Origin of the sequence: Candidatus Poriferisodalis sp., assembly GCF_965204195.1 — a bacterium.
In the GTDB taxonomy this organism is placed as follows: domain Bacteria; phylum Actinomycetota; class Acidimicrobiia; order Acidimicrobiales; family Poriferisodalaceae; genus Poriferisodalis.
Genome location: NZ_OZ241975.1, coordinates 819,001 through 836,420 on the forward strand (window position 1 = coordinate 819,001; position 17,420 = coordinate 836,420).

Below are 17,420 nucleotides of genomic sequence, written 5' to 3' on the forward strand. Positions count from 1 at the left end.
GTTACAGGTCGAACACGGCGCGGGCGTTGTCTCCGATGAAGGCCCGCCGCCACTCTGCGGGGAACATGTCGACCAGTTCGTCGAGGTCGAGCACGTATTCCGGTGTGTGGTCGGCGTGGGGGAAGTCGCTGGCCCAGATGAACCGGTCGTACCCGTAGCGCTCTGCCAGCGCGGGAATGGAGCGCTCGTCGGGGTCGCAGGAGATCCACACCTGCCGCATGAAGTACTCGCTGGGCTTCATCTGCAGCGGCACGCGGGTACCGGTGTAGGTATGCCCGAAGACGGCATCGATGCGGTCGAGGCAGTAGCCGAGCCAGCCGCCGCCCGACTCGAGCACGAGCACCTTCAGCTCCGGGAACCGCTCGAAGACGCCGTAGTCGAACAGCGACACGAACTGGTGGCGCACCCCGTCCGATGCGGTCATCGATGCCGTGAGACGCAATTCGCGCACGTGCTCCCACGTGCCCATGCGCGTGCCCTTGGTCCACTGCGGCTCGAACGTGGGGTGGATGGCGAACGGGACGCCGAGATCCTGCGCCGCTTCGAACACGGGGTCGTGGTCGGCATGGCCGAGCGGACGCGTCGAATGGGTGAACGGCGCCACGAAGCAGCCGCGCGCACCGTCAGCCACCGAGCGCCGCAGCTCGGCTGCCGCGGCAACCGGATCGGTCATCGAGATGTGGGCAATGGGAATGAGACGGTCGGAGTGATCCCGGCAGAACTCGCAGATCCAGCGGTTGTAGGCCCGGGTGTACGCCTGGCTCAGCTCGGCGTCCTCGAGCTCGGCTTCCCAGAGCAGTCCCATCGTCGGCAGCAGTACCGCGATGTCGAGGCCTTCGGCATCGAGCAGCACGATTCGCTGGTGAGGATCCATGGCCCCGAAGGGGATCTCGCCCACGTAGGTGCGATCTGGGTTGAACATGATGTCGGGCAGGTCGGGTGCGCCCATGGCGCCCAGCGTTGAGACCATGCCGGGCCGGGCCAGCTTGCTCCGCTGGTTGTCGATCATGAGCACTTCAAGACCGCGCTCAGGCTCGATCTCGATGCGCAGCGCCCGGTCCTTGTAGCGATCCTCGAGATACTCCTCCCACAGGTCGGGCGGCTCGAGAATGTGCCCGTCGGCGTCGACTGCGCCGGCGTGCGCGATCTTGTGGACTTCGTGCATGTGGCGCTGCCCGCCCTCGGCGGTGAGCTGTCGCTGAACGGTCGTGGTCATGATTCCCCCGTGAACCCTGGTGCCCGTTCGGATTCTTTCACGTCGCGGGCCGGGCGTCAGCGGAACAGCGCCCAACCGCGGCTGCGTGGCAGTGCCGGGGCACGGCAGCGCCACATAGGCGAGAATCACGGGCGTCACATTCGACAGCACGGGAGGACAGCACGATGAGTGAGAGCAGCGGCAACTCCGGGGGGCGGCTGGCCGGCAAGGTGGCCGTGATCACGGGCGGCGCCAGCGGCATGGGGCGGTCGACCGTCGAGCGATTCCTGGCTGAGGGGGCGTCGGTGGTGATCGGCGACCTGAACGCCGACACCGGGCGGGCGTTCATGGACGAGCTGGAGGCAGCGGGCCTGGGGGAGCGTGTGCGCTTCACCCGCACCGATGTGGCGGTGGAGGACGACGTGGCCGCCATGACCGAGCTGGCGGTGGAGGCGTTCGGACAGCTGGATGTGGTGTTCAACAACGCCGGCATCGGCGGGGCGTTCGGCCCGATTACCGAGCTGGAGGTGGATGCTTGGGACGAGACGTTCGCCATCTTGGTGCGGTCGGTGATGCTCGGCACCAAGCACGCGGCGCGGGTGATGATCCCTCAGGGCACCGGCGGCTCGATCATCAACACCGGGTCGATTGCGGGGATGGGCGGGGGCGCCGGCCCGCAGGCGTACTCAGCGGCCAAGGCCGCGGTCATCAGCCTGGCCAAGACCACGGCGCTGGAGCTGGCGCCGCACCGCATTCGGGTGAACGCCATCTGCCCGGGCCTCATCTTCACTCCATTGATGCACAGCGGCAACGAGGATCAGGCCGAAGAGATCATGTCGGAACTGCAGCCGTGGCCCGACCGCGGCGAAGGCACTGACATCGCCGGCATGGCGCTCTTCTTGGCGAGCGACGACAGCAAGTTCGTGAGCGGCCAAGAGCTGGTGGTGGACGGGGCGATACTGGCGGCCGGGCCTCGCGTCCACGGCAGGATGCACAACACCCGCAACATCCACCGCATGTCCGGCATGGCCTACGGCACCACCGGCAAGGCCGCCACGGTCCGTCGCCTCTAGCCCCGACGGAGAGTCCTGCCGCTTGCGCAGCGGGCGCACCGGCCGACGCGGTGACTAGCCGGAAGCGTTGTCGCTGAGCTCGTCGCGGAAGTCGGGGTGGGCGATCGAGATGAGCAGCTCGGCTCGCTCGGCCAGCGTGCGGCCTCGCAGTTCCACGGCGCCGAACTCGGTCGCCACGATGTCTGCGGTGTACGACGGCAGCGTCGTGGGGGCACCGGGCTCGAGTCGGGTCACGATGCGCGAGATGCGCCCGCGCGCGGCGGTCGACGGCATGGCCACGATGGCCCGGCCGCCGGTCGCCACGCAGGCGCCGAATGCGAAGTCGGGTGCTCCGCCGGGCCCGGATATGTGGCGGCCGCCGATCACCTCAGAGTTGGCTGAGCCGTCGAGCGCCATCTGCACGGTCGACTGCAGCGCGACGAAGTTGCGGATCTGCGCGATGCCCTCGATGCCGTGGCTCAGCGAACCGTTCGCGAGATGCACCGCCGGGTTGCGATCGACCCAGTCATACAGGCGGCGTGTGCCCATCACCTCTGCGGCGACGCTGACACCGTCGCCCAGGGATCCCTTGTGGCGGTTGTCCACTGCGCCGCTGTCGATGAGGTCGATGCAGGCATCGTTGATCATGCCGCCGTGCAGGCCGAGGTGCCGGCGGTCGCTGAGGCTTGAGAGCACTGCGTCGGGAACCGAGCCGATCCCGAACTGCAGCGTCGTGCCGTCACCGATGAACTGGCCGACGTGCGCTGCGATCGCCTCCGCGGTCTCATCGACGACGGCTGGAGCCAAGGTCGCGAGCGGCTCGTCAATCTCGACGAGCACGTCGAAATCGGTGCGGTGGCATTCGCCCTCGCCGTGCACGTAGGGCATCTGGGGGTTCACCTGCGCAATCACCTGCGGCGTGGATCGCAAGAGCTCGACGTGGCCTCCGACGCCGGTGCCGAGGCTCATGCGACCGTCGGCGTCAGGCGGGCTGGCCTGGCACAGCAGGACATCGGCCTCCAGCCCGCCCCCGGGTCCCACGAGGCCGGTGATGTCCGAATAGCGGGCCGGGACCACGCCGAAGTGCGGGCTGTCGAGGGCGTCGCGCAATGCCCCGCTGGGCTGCAGCGAGGTCCAAGCGAACGGGTTGCCGAGGTGATCCAGCGGCTGCGGCCTTTCCAGCAGGAATGCGCTGACGAACTCAAGATGATCGAATCGGTCGTGAGCGTCGTCGATGGCCGCGAGCAAGCCGAACGGCGTGGCCGAGCCCTGAGCGACATAGACCCGTGCCCTGCGCCCGAGGCGTCTGATCGCCTCATCGACGCCGAGCTGAACCCCGGAACGACTGCCTTGGCGTGCGGAGGGGCGGTCTGGATTCATCGCGGCAGCCCTTCTCGGCACTCGGCGGCCCGGTGCGCGACCGGTTGGCGAACTGTACGGCGGGCTGGCATGGCGTCGCGGGCCATCGGCCTCACTCCAGGGATCCGCGATCCTCTCGCAGATGGGCGGGACGTGAGGATGGCAAGATGCGGGCCATGACATCTGCTGCGATCGATCTCGACGTCATGCCCCCATCGGAACTGGCCGATGAACTCATGCCGGAGGTGGCGGACGCTGCGGTGGGAGCGGCGGACCAGGCGGTGGTGGATCGGGCGGCGGCATGGGCCAGCTCTGCGGTCGCGCCGCACGCCGAGTCCTGGGAGCGTGATCGCCGCTTCGCGGCTGAGGCGTTTGCGAGCGCCGGCGACGAGCGGCTGTGCGGGCTGCTCGTGCCCGTTGCCGATGGTGGCTCGGGGCTGAGCCAGGTCGGGCTGGCACGCGTGCTCGAAGAGGTGGCCGCGGCCGACTTCGCGATCGCATTCGTGCTCGTTTGTCACAACAATCTGGCGGGTGCGGTGAGCAGGCGTGCTCCGGCCGAGATGCGGGAGCGAGCACTGGGGCCGCTGGTCTCGGGCGAGCGGCTCGGCGCGTTCCTGCTGACGGAACCGGGCGTCGGCAGCGATGCCGCCAAGATCACCACGGCCGCGCGTCGAGACGGCGACGAGTGGGTCATCGACGGTCGCAAGGCGTGGGTCAGCAATGGCACGGCGGCCGACGTGATGTCGGTGTACGCGCAGGCCGATCCCGCAGCGGGACACCGGGGCATCATGACGTTCCTCGTCGACAGCAGCACTGACGGCATCGAGCGGACCGACGGCTACGAGCTCATCGGCGCCCACGGCATCGGCACCAATGAGGTGCGCTTCGACGAGTGCCGGGTGCCTGACGCTGATGTCATGGTGCCCCTCGGCGAAGGGTTCGTTGCCGCGATGGAAGGCATCGACATCGCTCGAGTGCTGGTAGCAGCCATGTGCTGCGGCATGATGCGCACCGGCCTCGCGACCGCCATCGACTACGTCCGCAAGCGGCAGGCGTTCGGCGGCCGCATCGCCGACCTGCAGGGCGTGCGCTTCAAGCTGGCCGACGTGGCAACCGACCTGGAGGCTGCCCGCCTGCTCGCCTATCGGGCAGCGCTGGCGGTGGCCGAAGGCCGACCAGCGGCTGTCCACGCAGCACACGCCAAGAAGTTCGCCACTCGCGTCGCCGAGCGAGGCTTGGCCGACTGCATGCAGGTGATGGGCGCGGCGGGCGGCCGGCGCGACCATCCGCTGCCCCGGCACCTCGCCGCCTCACGCCTGACGCACTACGTCGACGGTGCCACCGAGATCCAGGACGTCGTGATCAGCAGGTCGCTGCTCGACTGAGCCAGGCGGTCAGACAAACCGGTCGGGCTCAGCTGTTGCTCGGATCACCGAGCCAGTCGACGATGGCGTTGGCAACCTGCCGCTCGGGTGCGTCGTCGTCTGTCTCGACTCGGGTGAGGGCCGACCATTCCAGGTCGAGCCCAGAACGACCGCAGCGCACAGCGACGAGCCGCCCGGAGTCGAGCCACTGCGACATCGCCCACCGGCTGAGAATGGACACTCCGAAGTCAGCCGCGATCATCTCGGCGATGGCGCCGGTCTGCTCGAGCACGGTGATCGTTCGGGGCGACAGTCCCGCAGGGCGGACGAAGCGCTCGTACTCGAATCCAGGCGACGGCTGCCGGTTGTACGTGAAGTAGTTCTCTTCCGCGATCGCCTCGGGCCCGATCCAAGTCCGGCCGGCGAGTCGGTGCTCTGGGTGTGTGACCAGTACCAGCTCATCGGTGAACAGGTGGAGTGCCTCACGCGCCCCTGGCGCCGGCCCCGGAGCAAGCACGAGGTCGGCCGTCCCGTCGGCGAGTCGTGGCACCGGCATGTCGCCCACGACCACCAGTTCGAGGAGCAGTCCTTCCAGCCGGTCGCTGCACGCTGCCGCAAACGGCGCCAGCCAGTGGTAGCAGTCGTAGGACCCGACGCCGATCCGGACCGTGGCCGTCGTACCGCCGACGCTGCGCATGAAGTCCTGCTCCGCCCGTGCCAGATCCGGCATCGCACGATGAGCGGCTTGGCACAGCGCCAGCGCCGCAGGTGTGGGCTGCATGCCGCGAGATGGCCGGCGTTCGAACAGGCGTCCACCGAGGCGCCGCTCAGCTTCGGCCAGCCGATGACTCACCGCAGACTGGCTGACATGAAGTCGACCGGCCGCAGCGGTCACTGATCCGGTTTCCGAGACCGCCACGATGGTCTCGTAGTGATGCATTTCCAAACGTGAGGACATATCTATGACATCACCGACATTTGATCGGTATCTCTTCCCGGTGCTTACAAGAAGTGGAAGAGCGTAAGCGTACTTCAAGCCGGAGACAATCAACCCGGATTGCTCATGAAATGCGGCCAAAAGTCGCCGGTATTTTGAAGTGCAGCTCTCTATATTCTTCGCCGTACTATTTGGAGAAATTCATACTGTTGCTGAGTTATTCGACCTAGTTCAGCACTTGGAATCGTGTGCATCCGGGCTGGAAAACACGGCAGGCTGGGCTTAGCGGCGCAGCGCCATGCCTTCCGGATCCCAGAGGCAGTCATCGATGAGGTCAACTGTACGTCGCTTGCCCACGATTTCGATTCCAAAGTCGACGCCTTCGTGCGCCAATACGCTCGGCACGTAACCCAAGGCGACGGACACTCCGCTGAAGTGGGCATAACCGCCCGAAGTCACCCAGCCGACCGGTTCGCCATTGCAGAAGATCGGTTCATCCGCGAAGGCATCGAAACCTGTCCGATCAGCCGGTCCGGGCACCGTCCACGTGCGCAGCGTCATCGAACCGGGTGGCAGGTCCTGCTCCGGTTGGGGCCCCCGAGGCCCGTACTTGGCAACCAGAGCTGCGCGCCCCACAAAGTCCGTCCCGTCGTCACTTGCTCTGGTCATTCTCACGAAACGGCCCAGATTCGCCTCGAACGGGTCGTAGACGGGCCGGTACTCACGCGCCCAGCTGCCGAAGCTCTTGTCCAAGCGCAGCGAGTCCAACGCATGCAGACCGAACAGCCGCAGTCCGTGATCCGCGCCGTGGGTGACGAGCAGGTCGAACACGTAGCGAAGCTGACCTGCGTCCATCCACAACTCATAACCGAGATCGCCGGTATAGCTCAGCCGTCCGCACCACACCCGCGACCAGCCGACGTCGATGCCGGTGAAGCTGCCGAAGCGCATCGTCTCGTTCGAGATGTCTGCGTCGGTCACCTCCGACAGCAGTGCTCTCGAGTTCGGCCCGGCTATGGCCACGCCGCACATCTGTGTACCGAGCGTTCGGTACCCCACCGGCCCGCCATCCCAACGCGCGATATGTGCGTCGAACCAGCGCTCGTAGTAGCGCTCGGCGATGCCCGAACCGAACACGATGAAGCGCTCACGTGCTGCAGCGTTGGCGGTGGCACCGCCGGTCACTGATTCGACCGGACCGTCAGGAGTTCCTCCGGCCGTCGGCAGGCAGGCGACGGTGAGGTCGCCGGTGAGGTTGCCCTGCTCGTTGCACATCGGTGCGAGCGCGATCCGCCCCGGCCCCGGCAGCCTGCCCGCGGTGAGGTGCGTGAGCCACGCCCGCGCTCCCGGTCCTTCCACCAGGAACTTGGCGAAGCCCGACGTCTCCATGAGGCCGACGCTGTTGCGAACGGCGAGCACCTCCTCGCGGACATGGGGCCATGCGTTGGAGCGACCGAACGTGACGTCCTCGACGGTCCCGGGTTCTGGAGCAAACCAGAGCGGCACCTCGAGGCCGTAGGCATCCCCGAAGACGGCCCCTGCCGCCCGCTGCGGTTCGTAGATGGAGGTCGTGGCCAGAGGTCGGCCTTCGGGCAGGAACTCGTTGGGGAAGCTGATGCTGAAGCGCCGCCGGTAGTTCTCTCGCACCTTGGTGGCGGTGTAGGCGCGAGTTGCCCAGTCGCCGAATCTGGCGATGTCCATGGCCCACACGTCGAATCCGGGGTCTCCCGCGGTCATCCAGTTGGACAGTGCGAGCCCGACACCCCCGCCTTGGGACAATCCCGCCATCACGCCGCAGGCCGACCAGAGACCCGGCAAGCCGCGGATCGGGCCGACGAGGGGGTTCCCGTCGGGTGCGAACGTGAAGGGCCCATTGACCACCCGGGCGATGCCGGCGTCGGCGAGCACCGGGAAGTGCCTGAAGGCCGTGTCCAGCGACGGTGCGATCCGCTCCAGGTCTGGCGTCAGCAGGCGCTTGTCGAAGTCCCACGGCGTCTGCTGGTGCTGCCACGCCACGGCCGCCTGCTCGTAGGTGCCCACCAGCAGACCTTGACCCTCCTGGCGCGTGTAGATCTCGCCGCCGAAGTCGATGGAACCCATCAGCTCGGTGCCGGAGCGCTCGTTGTGGGCGACGATCTCGTCGATGGGCTCGGTGATGACGTAGGTGTGCTCCATGGCGAGCACCGGCAGCTCGAGGCCGACCATGCGGCCCACCTCGCGTGCCCACAGCCCTCCTGCGTTGACGACGTGGGTTGCTTCCAGCCAGTCGTCGCACTCGGCGGATAGGTCTGATGCACCGGCGAGATCGCCCCCGGCGGTGTCGTACAACCCGACACGCCAGGTGCCGTGCGGCGTCCGCTCGATGCGTCGTGCCCACGTGTGGCGCCGGACCTGTGCGCCTGCTGCCATCGCCGCCCTGGCGTACGCGTAGGTCACGCCGGTCGGATCGACGTGACCGTGCTCGTAGTCGTACATCGCTCCGGCGAATTGACTGGAGTCGATGATCGGCATCAGCCGGGCGGCTTCTTCGGCCGAGATCATCTCGGACGTAATGCCGAGGTACTTGCCGCGTGCGTCGGTCATCCGCAGCCAGTCCAGGCGCTCGGCCGTGTCGGCCAGGAAGACCGCGCCGGTGAGGTGGATGCCGCAGTCCTGGCCCGAGAGTTCCTCGATCTCGCGATACAGCTCGATCGTGTACTTCTGCAGCTTGGCCACCGTGGGGTCGGAGTTGATGGGATGCATGCCGCCGGCGGCATGCCACGTCGAGCCCGCAGTGAGCTCCGAGCGTTCGAGCAGCACCACATCGGTCCAGCCGGCGCGAGTCAGGTGAAACAGCACCGAGGCGCCCACGACGCCGCCGCCGATCACGACGACCTGCACCCGTTCAGTCACGAATGCGAAGTCTTGCCCGTCAATGCAGCTTCGGCGGACTCTATGGCCGGCGGCAGGGGATTCGGCTCGCTGCCGTAGAGATCGACGCCACCGGGTCGGTCGCCGGCCGGCACTGTCAGGTCGGCAGCGGAGGGGAGCGTCATCAGGTCGGCGGTCATCTTGTGGAACCGGTTGAGCGGTTCCTCGAAGCGGGGGGCCAGCGGCCCCGGAGGCGCGCCGCCCAGCGAGATGCCGCGCTGGGCTCGCTCGCAGATGTCGATGTACTCGTCGTTCACCTCGATCCAGAAGCGGCGCGTGATCTCGAACGACGTGCGCAACTCGGCCGACGGCTCGCCCGCGGTCATCGGGCCCGGCGGGAACAGGAATGTGCAGTGCTCGAGAGTGCGGCCCGCGGCGAGCGGCTCCAGCACCATCAGGAACATGTGGCTCGGCAGCACGGCGAGCGTCACATTGGGGAACAGCGCCACGAACCTGCCGCTGGCGGCATCAGAATCGTCGAGTCCAGCTGCGGCAGGCAGCGTCAGCCAGTCGTCACGCTCGTCGCCCGACACCGGTGTGGTGGTCTGGCCGCAGTACATCCCCGGACCCTGGTAGCGGTAGTGGTCGGGCACTCGGGACACCTTGGCCAGCTCCGGGTGCACCCAGGGAAGGTGGTAGTACTCCGCGAAGTTCTCCACGATGAGCTTCCAGTTGGCCGCCACGTCGAACGTGCGTGCTGCCCCATCCAGCCCGGTTGAGCGCCACTCGGAGAATCCGTAGGCAGCGAACCTGTCCGGCAGATCGCCGAGCCACTCCTCGAGCGGCGGGGTGTCGTCGTTGAGACAGACGAACACGAGCGGGCCCCAGGCCTCAGTGCGCACCCGAATCAACCCGTAGTTGGCCATGTCGAAATCGTCTCTGGGCACCTCGTCGAACAAGGGTGCTGCCACGAGCCGTCCGTCGGCGCTGTAGTGCCACCGGTGGTACGGGCAGCGAATCGTGTTCGCGATATCGCAATCGCGTTCGGCCAGCTCGGTGCCGCGGTGCCGGCATGAGTTCAGAAAGCCGTGCAGCCCTGCGTCGGATCGGGTCAGCAGCACCGAGCGTCCGCCCACTGAGCGCACCAGCAGCCGCCCCGGCCGCGCGACCTCCCCAGCAAGGGCCACCGCAACCCACGCCCGGCCGAACAGGCGCTCCTGCTCGGCGGCGAAGAAGCCATCATCGGCGTATACCGCCGGCTGCATGGCGAAGGACGCGTCGACGCCGTTGCGTTGGGGAGCCCAGAACTCAGCCTCCGGCTGTGTCCACTCTGCCTCCGCTTGTGTCCAGTCAGCTACCGGCTGTATCCCGTCTGCTGCCATGTCGCAGTTCTACCCCTTGGGCTCCTGCTCCGAACACTAGTGCGCGGAAGGGAGCGCCTCCCCCGGCTAGCCGTCGTGCTCGCTTTCCGGGCTGCCCGACCGGCCGGCCGGTCGGATCTCCGCAATCAGGTCGCCGGGCTCGAGCAGCGACCCCGAGGCTGCGGCGACCGAGATGACCGTGCCGGTGACGGGCGCAGAAATCGACGACTCCATCTTCATGGCCTCGATGACCGCGACCGTGTCGCCCGCTTCCACTTGATCGCCTTCGGACACCGACACGTTCACCGAGCCCCGGAACGGTGCCGCCACGTGACCCGGGACGCTGGGGTCAGCCCTGGCATGTTCGGGTCGATCGACGGCCACAGTGCGATCCAGCGTGTCGATGTCACGGGGCTGGCCGTTCACCCGGAAGCTCACCAGGCGAATGCCCTCGTCGTTCGGCTCGCCGATGGACCGCAGGCCCAGCAGCAGCCGCACGCCCGGGCCGAGCACCACGGCGGTGTCGTCGTCGTGAGGGTCCAGCCCGTACCAGAACAGCAGCGATGGCAGCACCGACAGGTCGCCGTAGCGGTGGGTGTTCTCGTCCTGGGCCGCTGAGGGCGTGGGGAACAGCAGCCGATTCAGCGTGGCGGCGCGGTCGGCCGCCAAACCCACCACGTCGTCCTCGGTGAGGTCCTTGGTCTTGGGCGTCCAATCACGGCCCTCGGTGGCGTGGGTCCGGAAAGGTTCGGGGAAGCCGCCGGGCGGGGTGCCGAGCTCGCCGTGCAGGAAGCCGATGACGCTGTCGGGCAGGTCTGCCCCGGCCGGATTGCCAGCCAGCTCGGCAGGCGAGACGCCCGAGGCCACGAGGTGCAGGGCGAGATCGCCGACGACCTTCGACGACGGGGTGACCTTGATGGGGCGGCCGAGCAGGTCGCTGCACGCCGCATACAGACGCTCGACTTCCTCGAAACGGTGCCCCAGGCCCAGCGCCCGTGCTTGCGCCCGCAGGTTCGAGAGCTGCCCGCCGGGTATCTCGTGGCGGTAGACGGTGCCCGTGGGCGACGGCAGGCCTGCTTCGAACGGCGCGTACACGTGCCGCACGGCTTCCCAGTAGGGCTCCATGTCGCCGATCGCGTCGAGACTGAGCCCGGTGGCCCGGTCGGTGTCGTCGGTCATCGCCACGATCGAGGCGATGGACGGCTGGGAGGTCATCCCCGACAGGGGCGGGGCAGCACCGTCGATGGCATCCACCCCGGCGTCGATAGCTGCAAGGTAGGTGGCGAGCTGCCCGCCGCCGGTGTCGTGGGTGTGCAGGTGCACTGGCTGGGCGAATCGATCCCGCAGCGCACTGACGAGCACCTCCGCAGCCGGAGGGCGCAGCAGTCCCGCCATGTCCTTGATGCACAGGACGTGCACCCCGGCGGCGTCGAGCTGTTCGGCGACCCCGAGGTAGTAGTCGAGGGTGTAGAGGTCCTCATTGGGGCTGGACAGGTTGCCCGAGTAGCAGATGGTGCCCTCGGCCACCGCGCCGGCCTCGATGACGGCTTCGATGGCGGGCCGCATCTGGTCGATGGAGTTGAACGCGTCGAAGACCCGGAAGATGTCCATCCCGCATGCAGCCGCCTCGGCCACGAACTCGTGGGCGACCGTGTCGGGATAGGGCGAGTAGCCCACCGTGTTGCGCCCCCGCAGCAGCATCTGGGTGCAGATGTTGGGTGCCGCCGCACGTATGCGCCGCAGCCGTTCCCACGGGTCCTCGTGCAGGAACCGCAGCGCCACGTCGAAGGTGGCGCCGCCCCAGCACTCCATGCTGAGCAGCTGCGGCATGTGATGGGCCATCTGGCGGGCGCCGGCCACCAGGTCGATGGTGCGCAGCCGGGTGGCCAGGATGGACTGGTGGGCATCGCGCAGCGTGGTGTCGGTGACGGCCACGGTGCCGGCGGCCCGCAGGTCGGCTGCGAAGCCCGCAGGCCCGAGCCGGTCGAGCCGCTGCTTGGAACCGTCCGGCGGCGTACGCGGCGTCGGTGCGAGCTTGGTGACGGGATCGACATGGGTCGGAGCCGGGCCGTGGGGCTGGTGGACGGTCACGTCGGCCAGGTAGCGCAGCAGCCGTGTGGCCCGGTCGGCGCCCACCGACGCTGCGGTCAGCTCGGGCCGATCGTCGATGAAGGTGGTGGTGACGGGTTCGGATTGGAACTGGGCGTCGGCTAGGATCGCTTGCAGGTACGGCTGATTGGTTGATACGCCCCGCACGCGGTATTCGGCCAGCGTGCGCTGCATGCGCCGGACCACGGTGTCGAAATCGGGGCCGCGGCAGGTGATCTTCTCGATCATCGAGTCGAAGTGCGGGGTGATCTCCACGCCCTGGTACACGCAGCCGTCGAGCCGCACGCCTGCGCCGCTGGCGGGTCGGTAGGCCACGATGCGCCCGGTGTCGGGCCGGAAGTCGTTGGCGGGGTTCTCGGCGGTCACGCGGCACTGCATGGCGAAGCCGCGCACGCTGATGCGGTCCTGGGACAGCCCCAGATCGTCGAGCGTGGCACCGGCGGCGATGCGCAGCTGCGACTCGACGAGGTCGATGTCGGTGACTTCTTCGGTCACCGTGTGCTCCACCTGGATGCGCGGGTTCATCTCGATGAAGACGTGCCGACCGCTGGGCTCCACCAAGAACTCCACCGTGCCCGCGTTGACGTAGCCGATGGCCTCCGCGAAGCGAACCGCATCTGCCAGCAGCTGCTGCCGCACCGCTGGGTCGAGGTCGCGGGCGGGCGCCATCTCGACCACTTTCTGGAAGCGCCGCTGAACTGAGCAGTCCCGCTCGTAGAGATGCACGACGCGGCCGCTGGCGTCGGCCAGCACCTGCGCCTCGATGTGGCGCACATCGGTCATGGCCTCTTCCAGAAACACCGTGCCGTCGCCGAAGGCGCTGTGGGCTTCCCGGCGAGCGGCCTCGACTGCCTCGGCCAAGTTCTCGGGGCGCTCCACGCGGCGCATGCCGCGCCCGCCGCCGCCTGATGCGGCCTTCACGAACAGCGGGAAGCCGATCGCTGATGCAGCACTCGCGATGTCGGATTCGGCAGCGTCATCGTCGACGGGCGGTGACTGTCGCAGCACCGGCAAGCCGGCTGCGTCGGCCGCCTCACGGGCCCGCATCTTGTTGCCGGTCAGCCGCAGCGCTCCAGCGCTGGGCCCCACGAAGGTGATGCCGGCCGCCGCGCACGCATCGGCGAGATCTGGGCTCTCGGACAGGAATCCGTAACCCGGGTAGATGGCGTCGGCGCCGACCTCGACCGCCTTGGCCACGATGGCCTCGTGGTCGAGGTAGGCGCGCACGGGCCGGCCCTCGGTGCCGATGACGTACGCCTCGTCGGCCTTGATCCGGTGCAGCGCCCCGCTGCGTTCCTCCTCGACGGGAAGGATCGCAACCGTCCGGATACCGAGCTGGGTCGCAGCGCGAAAGGCACGGATGGCGATCTCGCCCCGGTTCGCTACGAGCAGCTTCTTCATCACATCTCCCGCGGACATCTCCCGTGGACGTCTCCCGTGTCCGGTCAACATGTTCGCGCCTGACTCGGTTCCTACATCACTTCGCTGCGGCGAGCCGCTGCCGTAGCGTGCCCTGCGTGACTGCATGGCTGTTGGACCCAGAAGTGCTGCATCTCAATCACGGCTCGTTCGGCGCGACGCCTGCGAGCGTGCTCGACGCGCAGCAGGCCATCCGCACCCACATCGAAGCCAACCCGACCCGGTTCTTCCTCGAGGGCGAGTACCAGCGGCGGCTGGACTCGACGCGGCAGGCGGTGGCGGAGTTCGTCGGTGGCGACCCGGCGGGACTCGTTTTCGTCACGAACGCAACGGCGGGCGTGAACTCGGTGCTGCGTTCGTTGGAGCCGAGCCTGTCGCCCGGCGACGAGATTCTGGTCACCGACCACGAGTACAACGCCTGCACCAACGCTGCGGTCGTGTCGGCGTCGCGTGCCGGCGCTGTGGTCACTACCGCAGCAGTGCCGTTCCCGCTCGACGACCGCAGCGAGGTGGTCGACGCCGTGCTCAGAGCGGTCACTGACCGCACACGCATCCTGCTGATCGATGCGGTCACCTCGGCGACGGGCCTCGTGATGCCGGTGGACGAGCTGGTGGCGCGGCTCGAGCCCGATGTGCGGGTGCTCGTGGACGCGGCACACGCCCCCGGCATGATCGACTTCGATGTGACCGAGCTGGGCGCCTCGTACGTCACGGCCAACTGCCACAAGTGGATGTGCTCGGCCAAGGGTGCAGCGTTCCTGTGGGTGCGACCCGATCGGCGCGATGGCATGCACCATGCGGTCATCAGCCATGGGTACAACGGCGGCTGGCCGTCCGAAGGCGGGCGTCTGCATGCCCAGTTCGACTGGACGGGCACCCATGATCCGACGGCGTGGCTGACCATCGCCGATGCTCTGGCCACGGTCGAGGCCATGCATCCCGGCGGCTGGCCGGGGGTGAAGGCGGCAATCCGCGAACTCTGCCTGACCGGTCGCGACGTGCTCATCGAAGCACTCGGCATCGCACCACCGGCGCCGTCGGACATGATCGGTGCCATTGCCAGCGTTCCGCTGCCGCCGGCCGACAACTCGGGCTCGGCGATCTTCGACCCGCTGATGGCGGCGCTGCGCGATCGGCATCGCATCGAGGTGCCGGTGTTCACCTGGCCGGCACCACCCGACCGCGTGCTGCGCATCTCGGCGCACCTCTACAACCGGCCCGACGACTACGACCTGCTCGCCAAGGCGCTCACCACGGAACTGGCTGGCTAAGGGCTGCCGGATCGGCTGATGGCTGCGTCGGGGCGGCGCAGCGCTGCGGCGGCCTGGGGCCAGGTGGCAGGATCGCGGCAGGCAGGGCGGCTTCCGCCCGAGGTTCCCAGCCCAGGAGGCACCGATGTCATCGGCCATCGCAGCAACACCCGGCGCCAAGATGATCTTTCTCATCAAGCGCCGGCCGGACGCCACCCGCGACGAATTGGTCGCGAACTGGTTCAAGAATCACATGCCCGACGTGATCGCCGGCCAGGAGCGCGCCGCCGCCGACGGCAAAGTCCACGCCACGAAGTACATCGCGACGCTGTTCGATCAGCGGCCCGGCAAGGTCGTGCCCTGGGACGGCATGGCGCAGCTCTGGTTCGACCGGGCGATCCCGAACCCGCCCGAGCCGCACGGCACGGTGCCCCGGGACACGTTCCAGCAGAAGGCCGAGCCGTACGTGGGGTGGGCAACCACCGAGTACGTGGTGATCGACGGCGAGCTGCCCGTCGTGCCGAACACCCTCAACGAGCCGTTCCCGGCGACGCGGTCGGGCTTCTTCAAGGTGTCGTTCCTGGTGCCCGCCCGGGACGGGATCGACTACGACGAGGCGTTCCGCCATTGGCTGGAAGCGCATGCGCCCAACGTGCGAGGCGTCATGGGCGAGATCGGCGGCCTGCGCTACGTGGTGAACCACAGCCAGGACCCCGCAAATGAGTCCTACCTGGGCATGGCGGAGCTGTACTTCCGTGATCCGCAGGGCTGGGACGACTACCGGGCCACCATCACCGAAGACGGCTTCAGCGAATTCGTCGACTTCGACCGCCTGGTGAACATGCACGCAACCGCGCAGATGATCGGCATCCCCGGCTGATCGGCTGCCTCACTACGAGGCGTCAAGCCTCTGCGGCCGCCTTCATCGCTGCGAGCGTGGCGCGGATGCCGGCGCGGGCGTTGCCGGCCCGGTAGTCGAGTTCTTTCTGTCCGAACTCGACCATGCGCGGCGAGAGCTTGCGGAGCGTCCAGGTCTCGGTCAACGTGGTGCCCGCACCCTTGGGCGCTAGTTGGTAGCGCCACAGGACGATGTTGTATTCGAGGCCGCCTGTCACGAAGGCGAAATCCTCGTTGTCGACCCGGCGGATGATCTCGACGGGAGCCTTCCATTCCTCGCCGTCGAGACGGTTGATGCCGACGAACATGTCGCCGACCTGCCCGGTGCCCGGTACGCCATCAGGCCCCTTGCGCCAGTACCCGCCCGTGTTCTCGTTGCTCCACTCGCCGTAGCGGTCCAGCGCCGTCACCATGTCCCACACCTTCTCCGGCGGGGCATCGATTTCGATCGACTCGCTATGGGACATCACCGGATCATCAACGTGCCCGGGAAGCTGCTCACTCATAGCCCGCAGCCTTGCAGACGCTGCCGGACAGTGTCGGGGTCGAATCTTGGCCTGAGGGTCATGACAGCAGCTGCAGCGCGAGTCGAAATGTGGCCCGCAGCGTGCTCGTGCGGCCGTCGTTGGCCACCACGACCACACCCCGATGTCGGTCGCTGTCGAGCGCGGCGGATGCGGACCACAGGGTGTTGGATCCCTGCATGGCGTATGAAAGGGCAGGAACACGGTTGGCAGGCATCCAACCCATTGCAGCGCAGCTGCGCCCTGCGCCAACCGGTGCCAGGAGTTTGGTGATCGACTCCGGCCGGAGGAGTGGATCGTCGCCGCTCGGCGGTCCTGCTGCTTCATCGTGGAGAAATGCATGAACGAACCGCGCCCAGTCCTCGATGGCGATATGCAGGGTCCCCGCGGCCGACATGACCGGCGGGTTGTCGCTCAAGGGATGTGACGGCTCGACTGGTCTGCCGGGCAGCGCACGCAGGGGGCCGAATCGGAATCGTGGACCGTGACCCGCCACGCGTGCCGGAGCGCCGAATCCGGCACTGCTGATGCTGAGAGGCTGGTGCACGTAGACGTCCAAGGCCCGCTCGAATGGCATCGACGCCAGACGGTCCACAGCGGCCCCGACAAGCACATAGCTCAGATTCGAGTAGGCAAAGCGGCCAGGTCGTCGCGGCGGCGATGCCATCACACGTGTGGCCACGTCGAAACGTTGTTCTTCGAGCGGACGGGAGTCGGCCCACGCCTGCCGCATCGCCGACGGCGTGAGATTCGGTTGGACGCCTGCATGCCACCGCAATGCGTCATCAACCGTCTGGCTCGCCCAGTCGGCGTGCAGGTGACCGCGAGGGCAGCCGAGCGCGTCGGCCAGCGGCATGTCCCATTGCGCTACATCGTTCTCGACCAGCCTCGCCCACAGGACTGCGGTCATCGTCTTGCCGCAGGATCCGATGTGCCACGCATCCGACACCGTCACGCGGTCGGCTGTGCCGCGCCGCAGCACTCCGGCCACAGCAGCCTCGACGGAGCCATCGGCCGCAATGACAGCCGCGGCGACTGCAGGAACGCGGTCCCGGTCGCAAAACCCATCAAGCAGTTGATTCATGGCCATGACGGTCATTCCG

12 protein-coding genes are annotated in these 17,420 nt (G+C 67.8%); 4 read left to right on the top strand and 8 right to left on the bottom strand.

Features of this window, described 5'->3' with window-relative positions; genetic code table 11:
- Window position 1: 1 nt before the first annotated feature.
- The gene (locus tag ACOGI8_RS03630) at window positions 2-1,216 is read right to left on the bottom strand and encodes an amidohydrolase family protein (RefSeq protein WP_419855534.1); all 1,215 of its coding nucleotides are present in this window, start codon (window positions 1,214-1,216) and stop codon (window positions 2-4) included.
- Window positions 1,217-1,380: 164 nt separating this feature from the next.
- Between ACOGI8_RS03630 and ACOGI8_RS03635 the strand changes: the two genes are divergently transcribed.
- Window positions 1,381-2,268 (top strand): SDR family NAD(P)-dependent oxidoreductase, encoded by an 888-nt coding sequence (locus ACOGI8_RS03635; RefSeq protein WP_419855535.1) that lies wholly within the window; start codon window positions 1,381-1,383, stop codon window positions 2,266-2,268.
- Window positions 2,269-2,322: 54 nt separating this feature from the next.
- Here the strand turns inward: ACOGI8_RS03635 and ACOGI8_RS03640 are convergent, their stop codons facing one another.
- Window positions 2,323-3,627 (bottom strand): acetyl-CoA hydrolase/transferase family protein, encoded by a 1,305-nt coding sequence (locus ACOGI8_RS03640; RefSeq protein ID WP_419855536.1) that lies wholly within the window; start codon window positions 3,625-3,627, stop codon window positions 2,323-2,325.
- Window positions 3,628-3,782: 155 nt separating this feature from the next.
- Here ACOGI8_RS03640 and ACOGI8_RS03645 point away from each other — a divergent pair, with 155 nt between their 5' ends.
- Entirely contained in the window at window positions 3,783-4,991 is a 1,209-nt protein-coding gene (locus ACOGI8_RS03645; protein ID WP_419855537.1) for an acyl-CoA dehydrogenase family protein, read from the top strand.
- Between the two features lie 28 nt (window positions 4,992-5,019).
- On the opposite strand, the gene ACOGI8_RS03650 is transcribed toward ACOGI8_RS03645, so the two are convergent.
- The 4 genes from ACOGI8_RS03650 to ACOGI8_RS03665 form a co-directional block, all read right to left on the bottom strand.
- Window positions 5,020-5,928: a LysR family transcriptional regulator gene (locus tag ACOGI8_RS03650; protein WP_419855538.1), complete on the bottom strand. Its 909-nt coding sequence runs from the start codon at window positions 5,926-5,928 to the stop codon at window positions 5,020-5,022.
- A gap of 261 nt (window positions 5,929-6,189) precedes the next feature.
- Window positions 6,190-8,799, bottom strand: a complete 2,610-nt coding sequence (locus ACOGI8_RS03655; protein WP_419855539.1) for a GcvT family protein — start codon at window positions 8,797-8,799, stop codon at window positions 6,190-6,192.
- Window positions 8,796-10,139: an aromatic ring-hydroxylating oxygenase subunit alpha gene (locus tag ACOGI8_RS03660; protein WP_419855540.1), complete on the bottom strand. Its 1,344-nt coding sequence runs from the start codon at window positions 10,137-10,139 to the stop codon at window positions 8,796-8,798. Before ACOGI8_RS03660 ends, ACOGI8_RS03655 begins: the two co-directional genes overlap by 4 nt.
- 66 nt (window positions 10,140-10,205) lie before the next feature.
- Window positions 10,206-13,631: a pyruvate carboxylase gene (locus ACOGI8_RS03665; protein WP_419856357.1), complete on the bottom strand. Its 3,426-nt coding sequence runs from the start codon at window positions 13,629-13,631 to the stop codon at window positions 10,206-10,208.
- 113 nt (window positions 13,632-13,744) lie between these two features.
- Between ACOGI8_RS03665 and ACOGI8_RS03670 the strand changes: the two genes are divergently transcribed.
- Both ACOGI8_RS03670 and ACOGI8_RS03675 read left to right on the top strand, forming a co-directional pair.
- Entirely contained in the window at window positions 13,745-14,917 is a 1,173-nt protein-coding gene (locus ACOGI8_RS03670) for an aminotransferase class V-fold PLP-dependent enzyme (RefSeq protein ID WP_419855541.1), read from the top strand.
- A 124-nt stretch (window positions 14,918-15,041) separates the two neighbouring features.
- Window positions 15,042-15,776, top strand: coding sequence for an EthD domain-containing protein (locus tag ACOGI8_RS03675; RefSeq protein ID WP_419855542.1), 735 nt, complete (start codon window positions 15,042-15,044; stop codon window positions 15,774-15,776).
- Between the two features lie 22 nt (window positions 15,777-15,798).
- Here the strand turns inward: ACOGI8_RS03675 and ACOGI8_RS03680 are convergent, their stop codons facing one another.
- Both ACOGI8_RS03680 and ACOGI8_RS03685 read right to left on the bottom strand, forming a co-directional pair.
- Complete coding sequence (locus ACOGI8_RS03680) at window positions 15,799-16,299, bottom strand: SRPBCC family protein (protein WP_419855543.1); 501 nt, start codon at window positions 16,297-16,299, stop codon at window positions 15,799-15,801.
- 58 nt (window positions 16,300-16,357) lie between these two features.
- Window positions 16,358-17,401, bottom strand: a complete 1,044-nt coding sequence (locus ACOGI8_RS03685) for a serine hydrolase domain-containing protein (RefSeq protein ID WP_419855544.1) — start codon at window positions 17,399-17,401, stop codon at window positions 16,358-16,360.
- Window positions 17,402-17,420 lie beyond the last annotated feature (19 nt).

Excerpts from the sequence above, each read along its gene's own strand:
- ACOGI8_RS03630 (WP_419855534.1), bottom strand. The coding sequence starts at position 1,216 with ATGACCACGACCGTTCAGCGACAGCTCACCGCCGAGGGCGGGCAGCGC.
- ACOGI8_RS03635 (WP_419855535.1), top strand. The coding sequence starts at position 1,381 with ATGAGTGAGAGCAGCGGCAACTCCGGGGGGCGGCTGGCCGGCAAGGTG.
- ACOGI8_RS03640 (WP_419855536.1), bottom strand. The coding sequence starts at position 3,627 with ATGAATCCAGACCGCCCCTCCGCACGCCAAGGCAGTCGTTCCGGGGTT.
- ACOGI8_RS03645 (WP_419855537.1), top strand. The coding sequence starts at position 3,783 with ATGACATCTGCTGCGATCGATCTCGACGTCATGCCCCCATCGGAACTG.
- ACOGI8_RS03650 (WP_419855538.1), bottom strand. The coding sequence starts at position 5,928 with ATGTCCTCACGTTTGGAAATGCATCACTACGAGACCATCGTGGCGGTC.
- ACOGI8_RS03660 (WP_419855540.1), bottom strand. The coding sequence starts at position 10,139 with ATGGCAGCAGACGGGATACAGCCGGTAGCTGACTGGACACAAGCGGAG.
- ACOGI8_RS03675 (WP_419855542.1), top strand. The coding sequence starts at position 15,042 with ATGTCATCGGCCATCGCAGCAACACCCGGCGCCAAGATGATCTTTCTC.
- ACOGI8_RS03680 (WP_419855543.1), bottom strand. The coding sequence starts at position 16,299 with ATGAGTGAGCAGCTTCCCGGGCACGTTGATGATCCGGTGATGTCCCAT.
- ACOGI8_RS03685 (WP_419855544.1), bottom strand. The coding sequence starts at position 17,401 with ATGAATCAACTGCTTGATGGGTTTTGCGACCGGGACCGCGTTCCTGCA.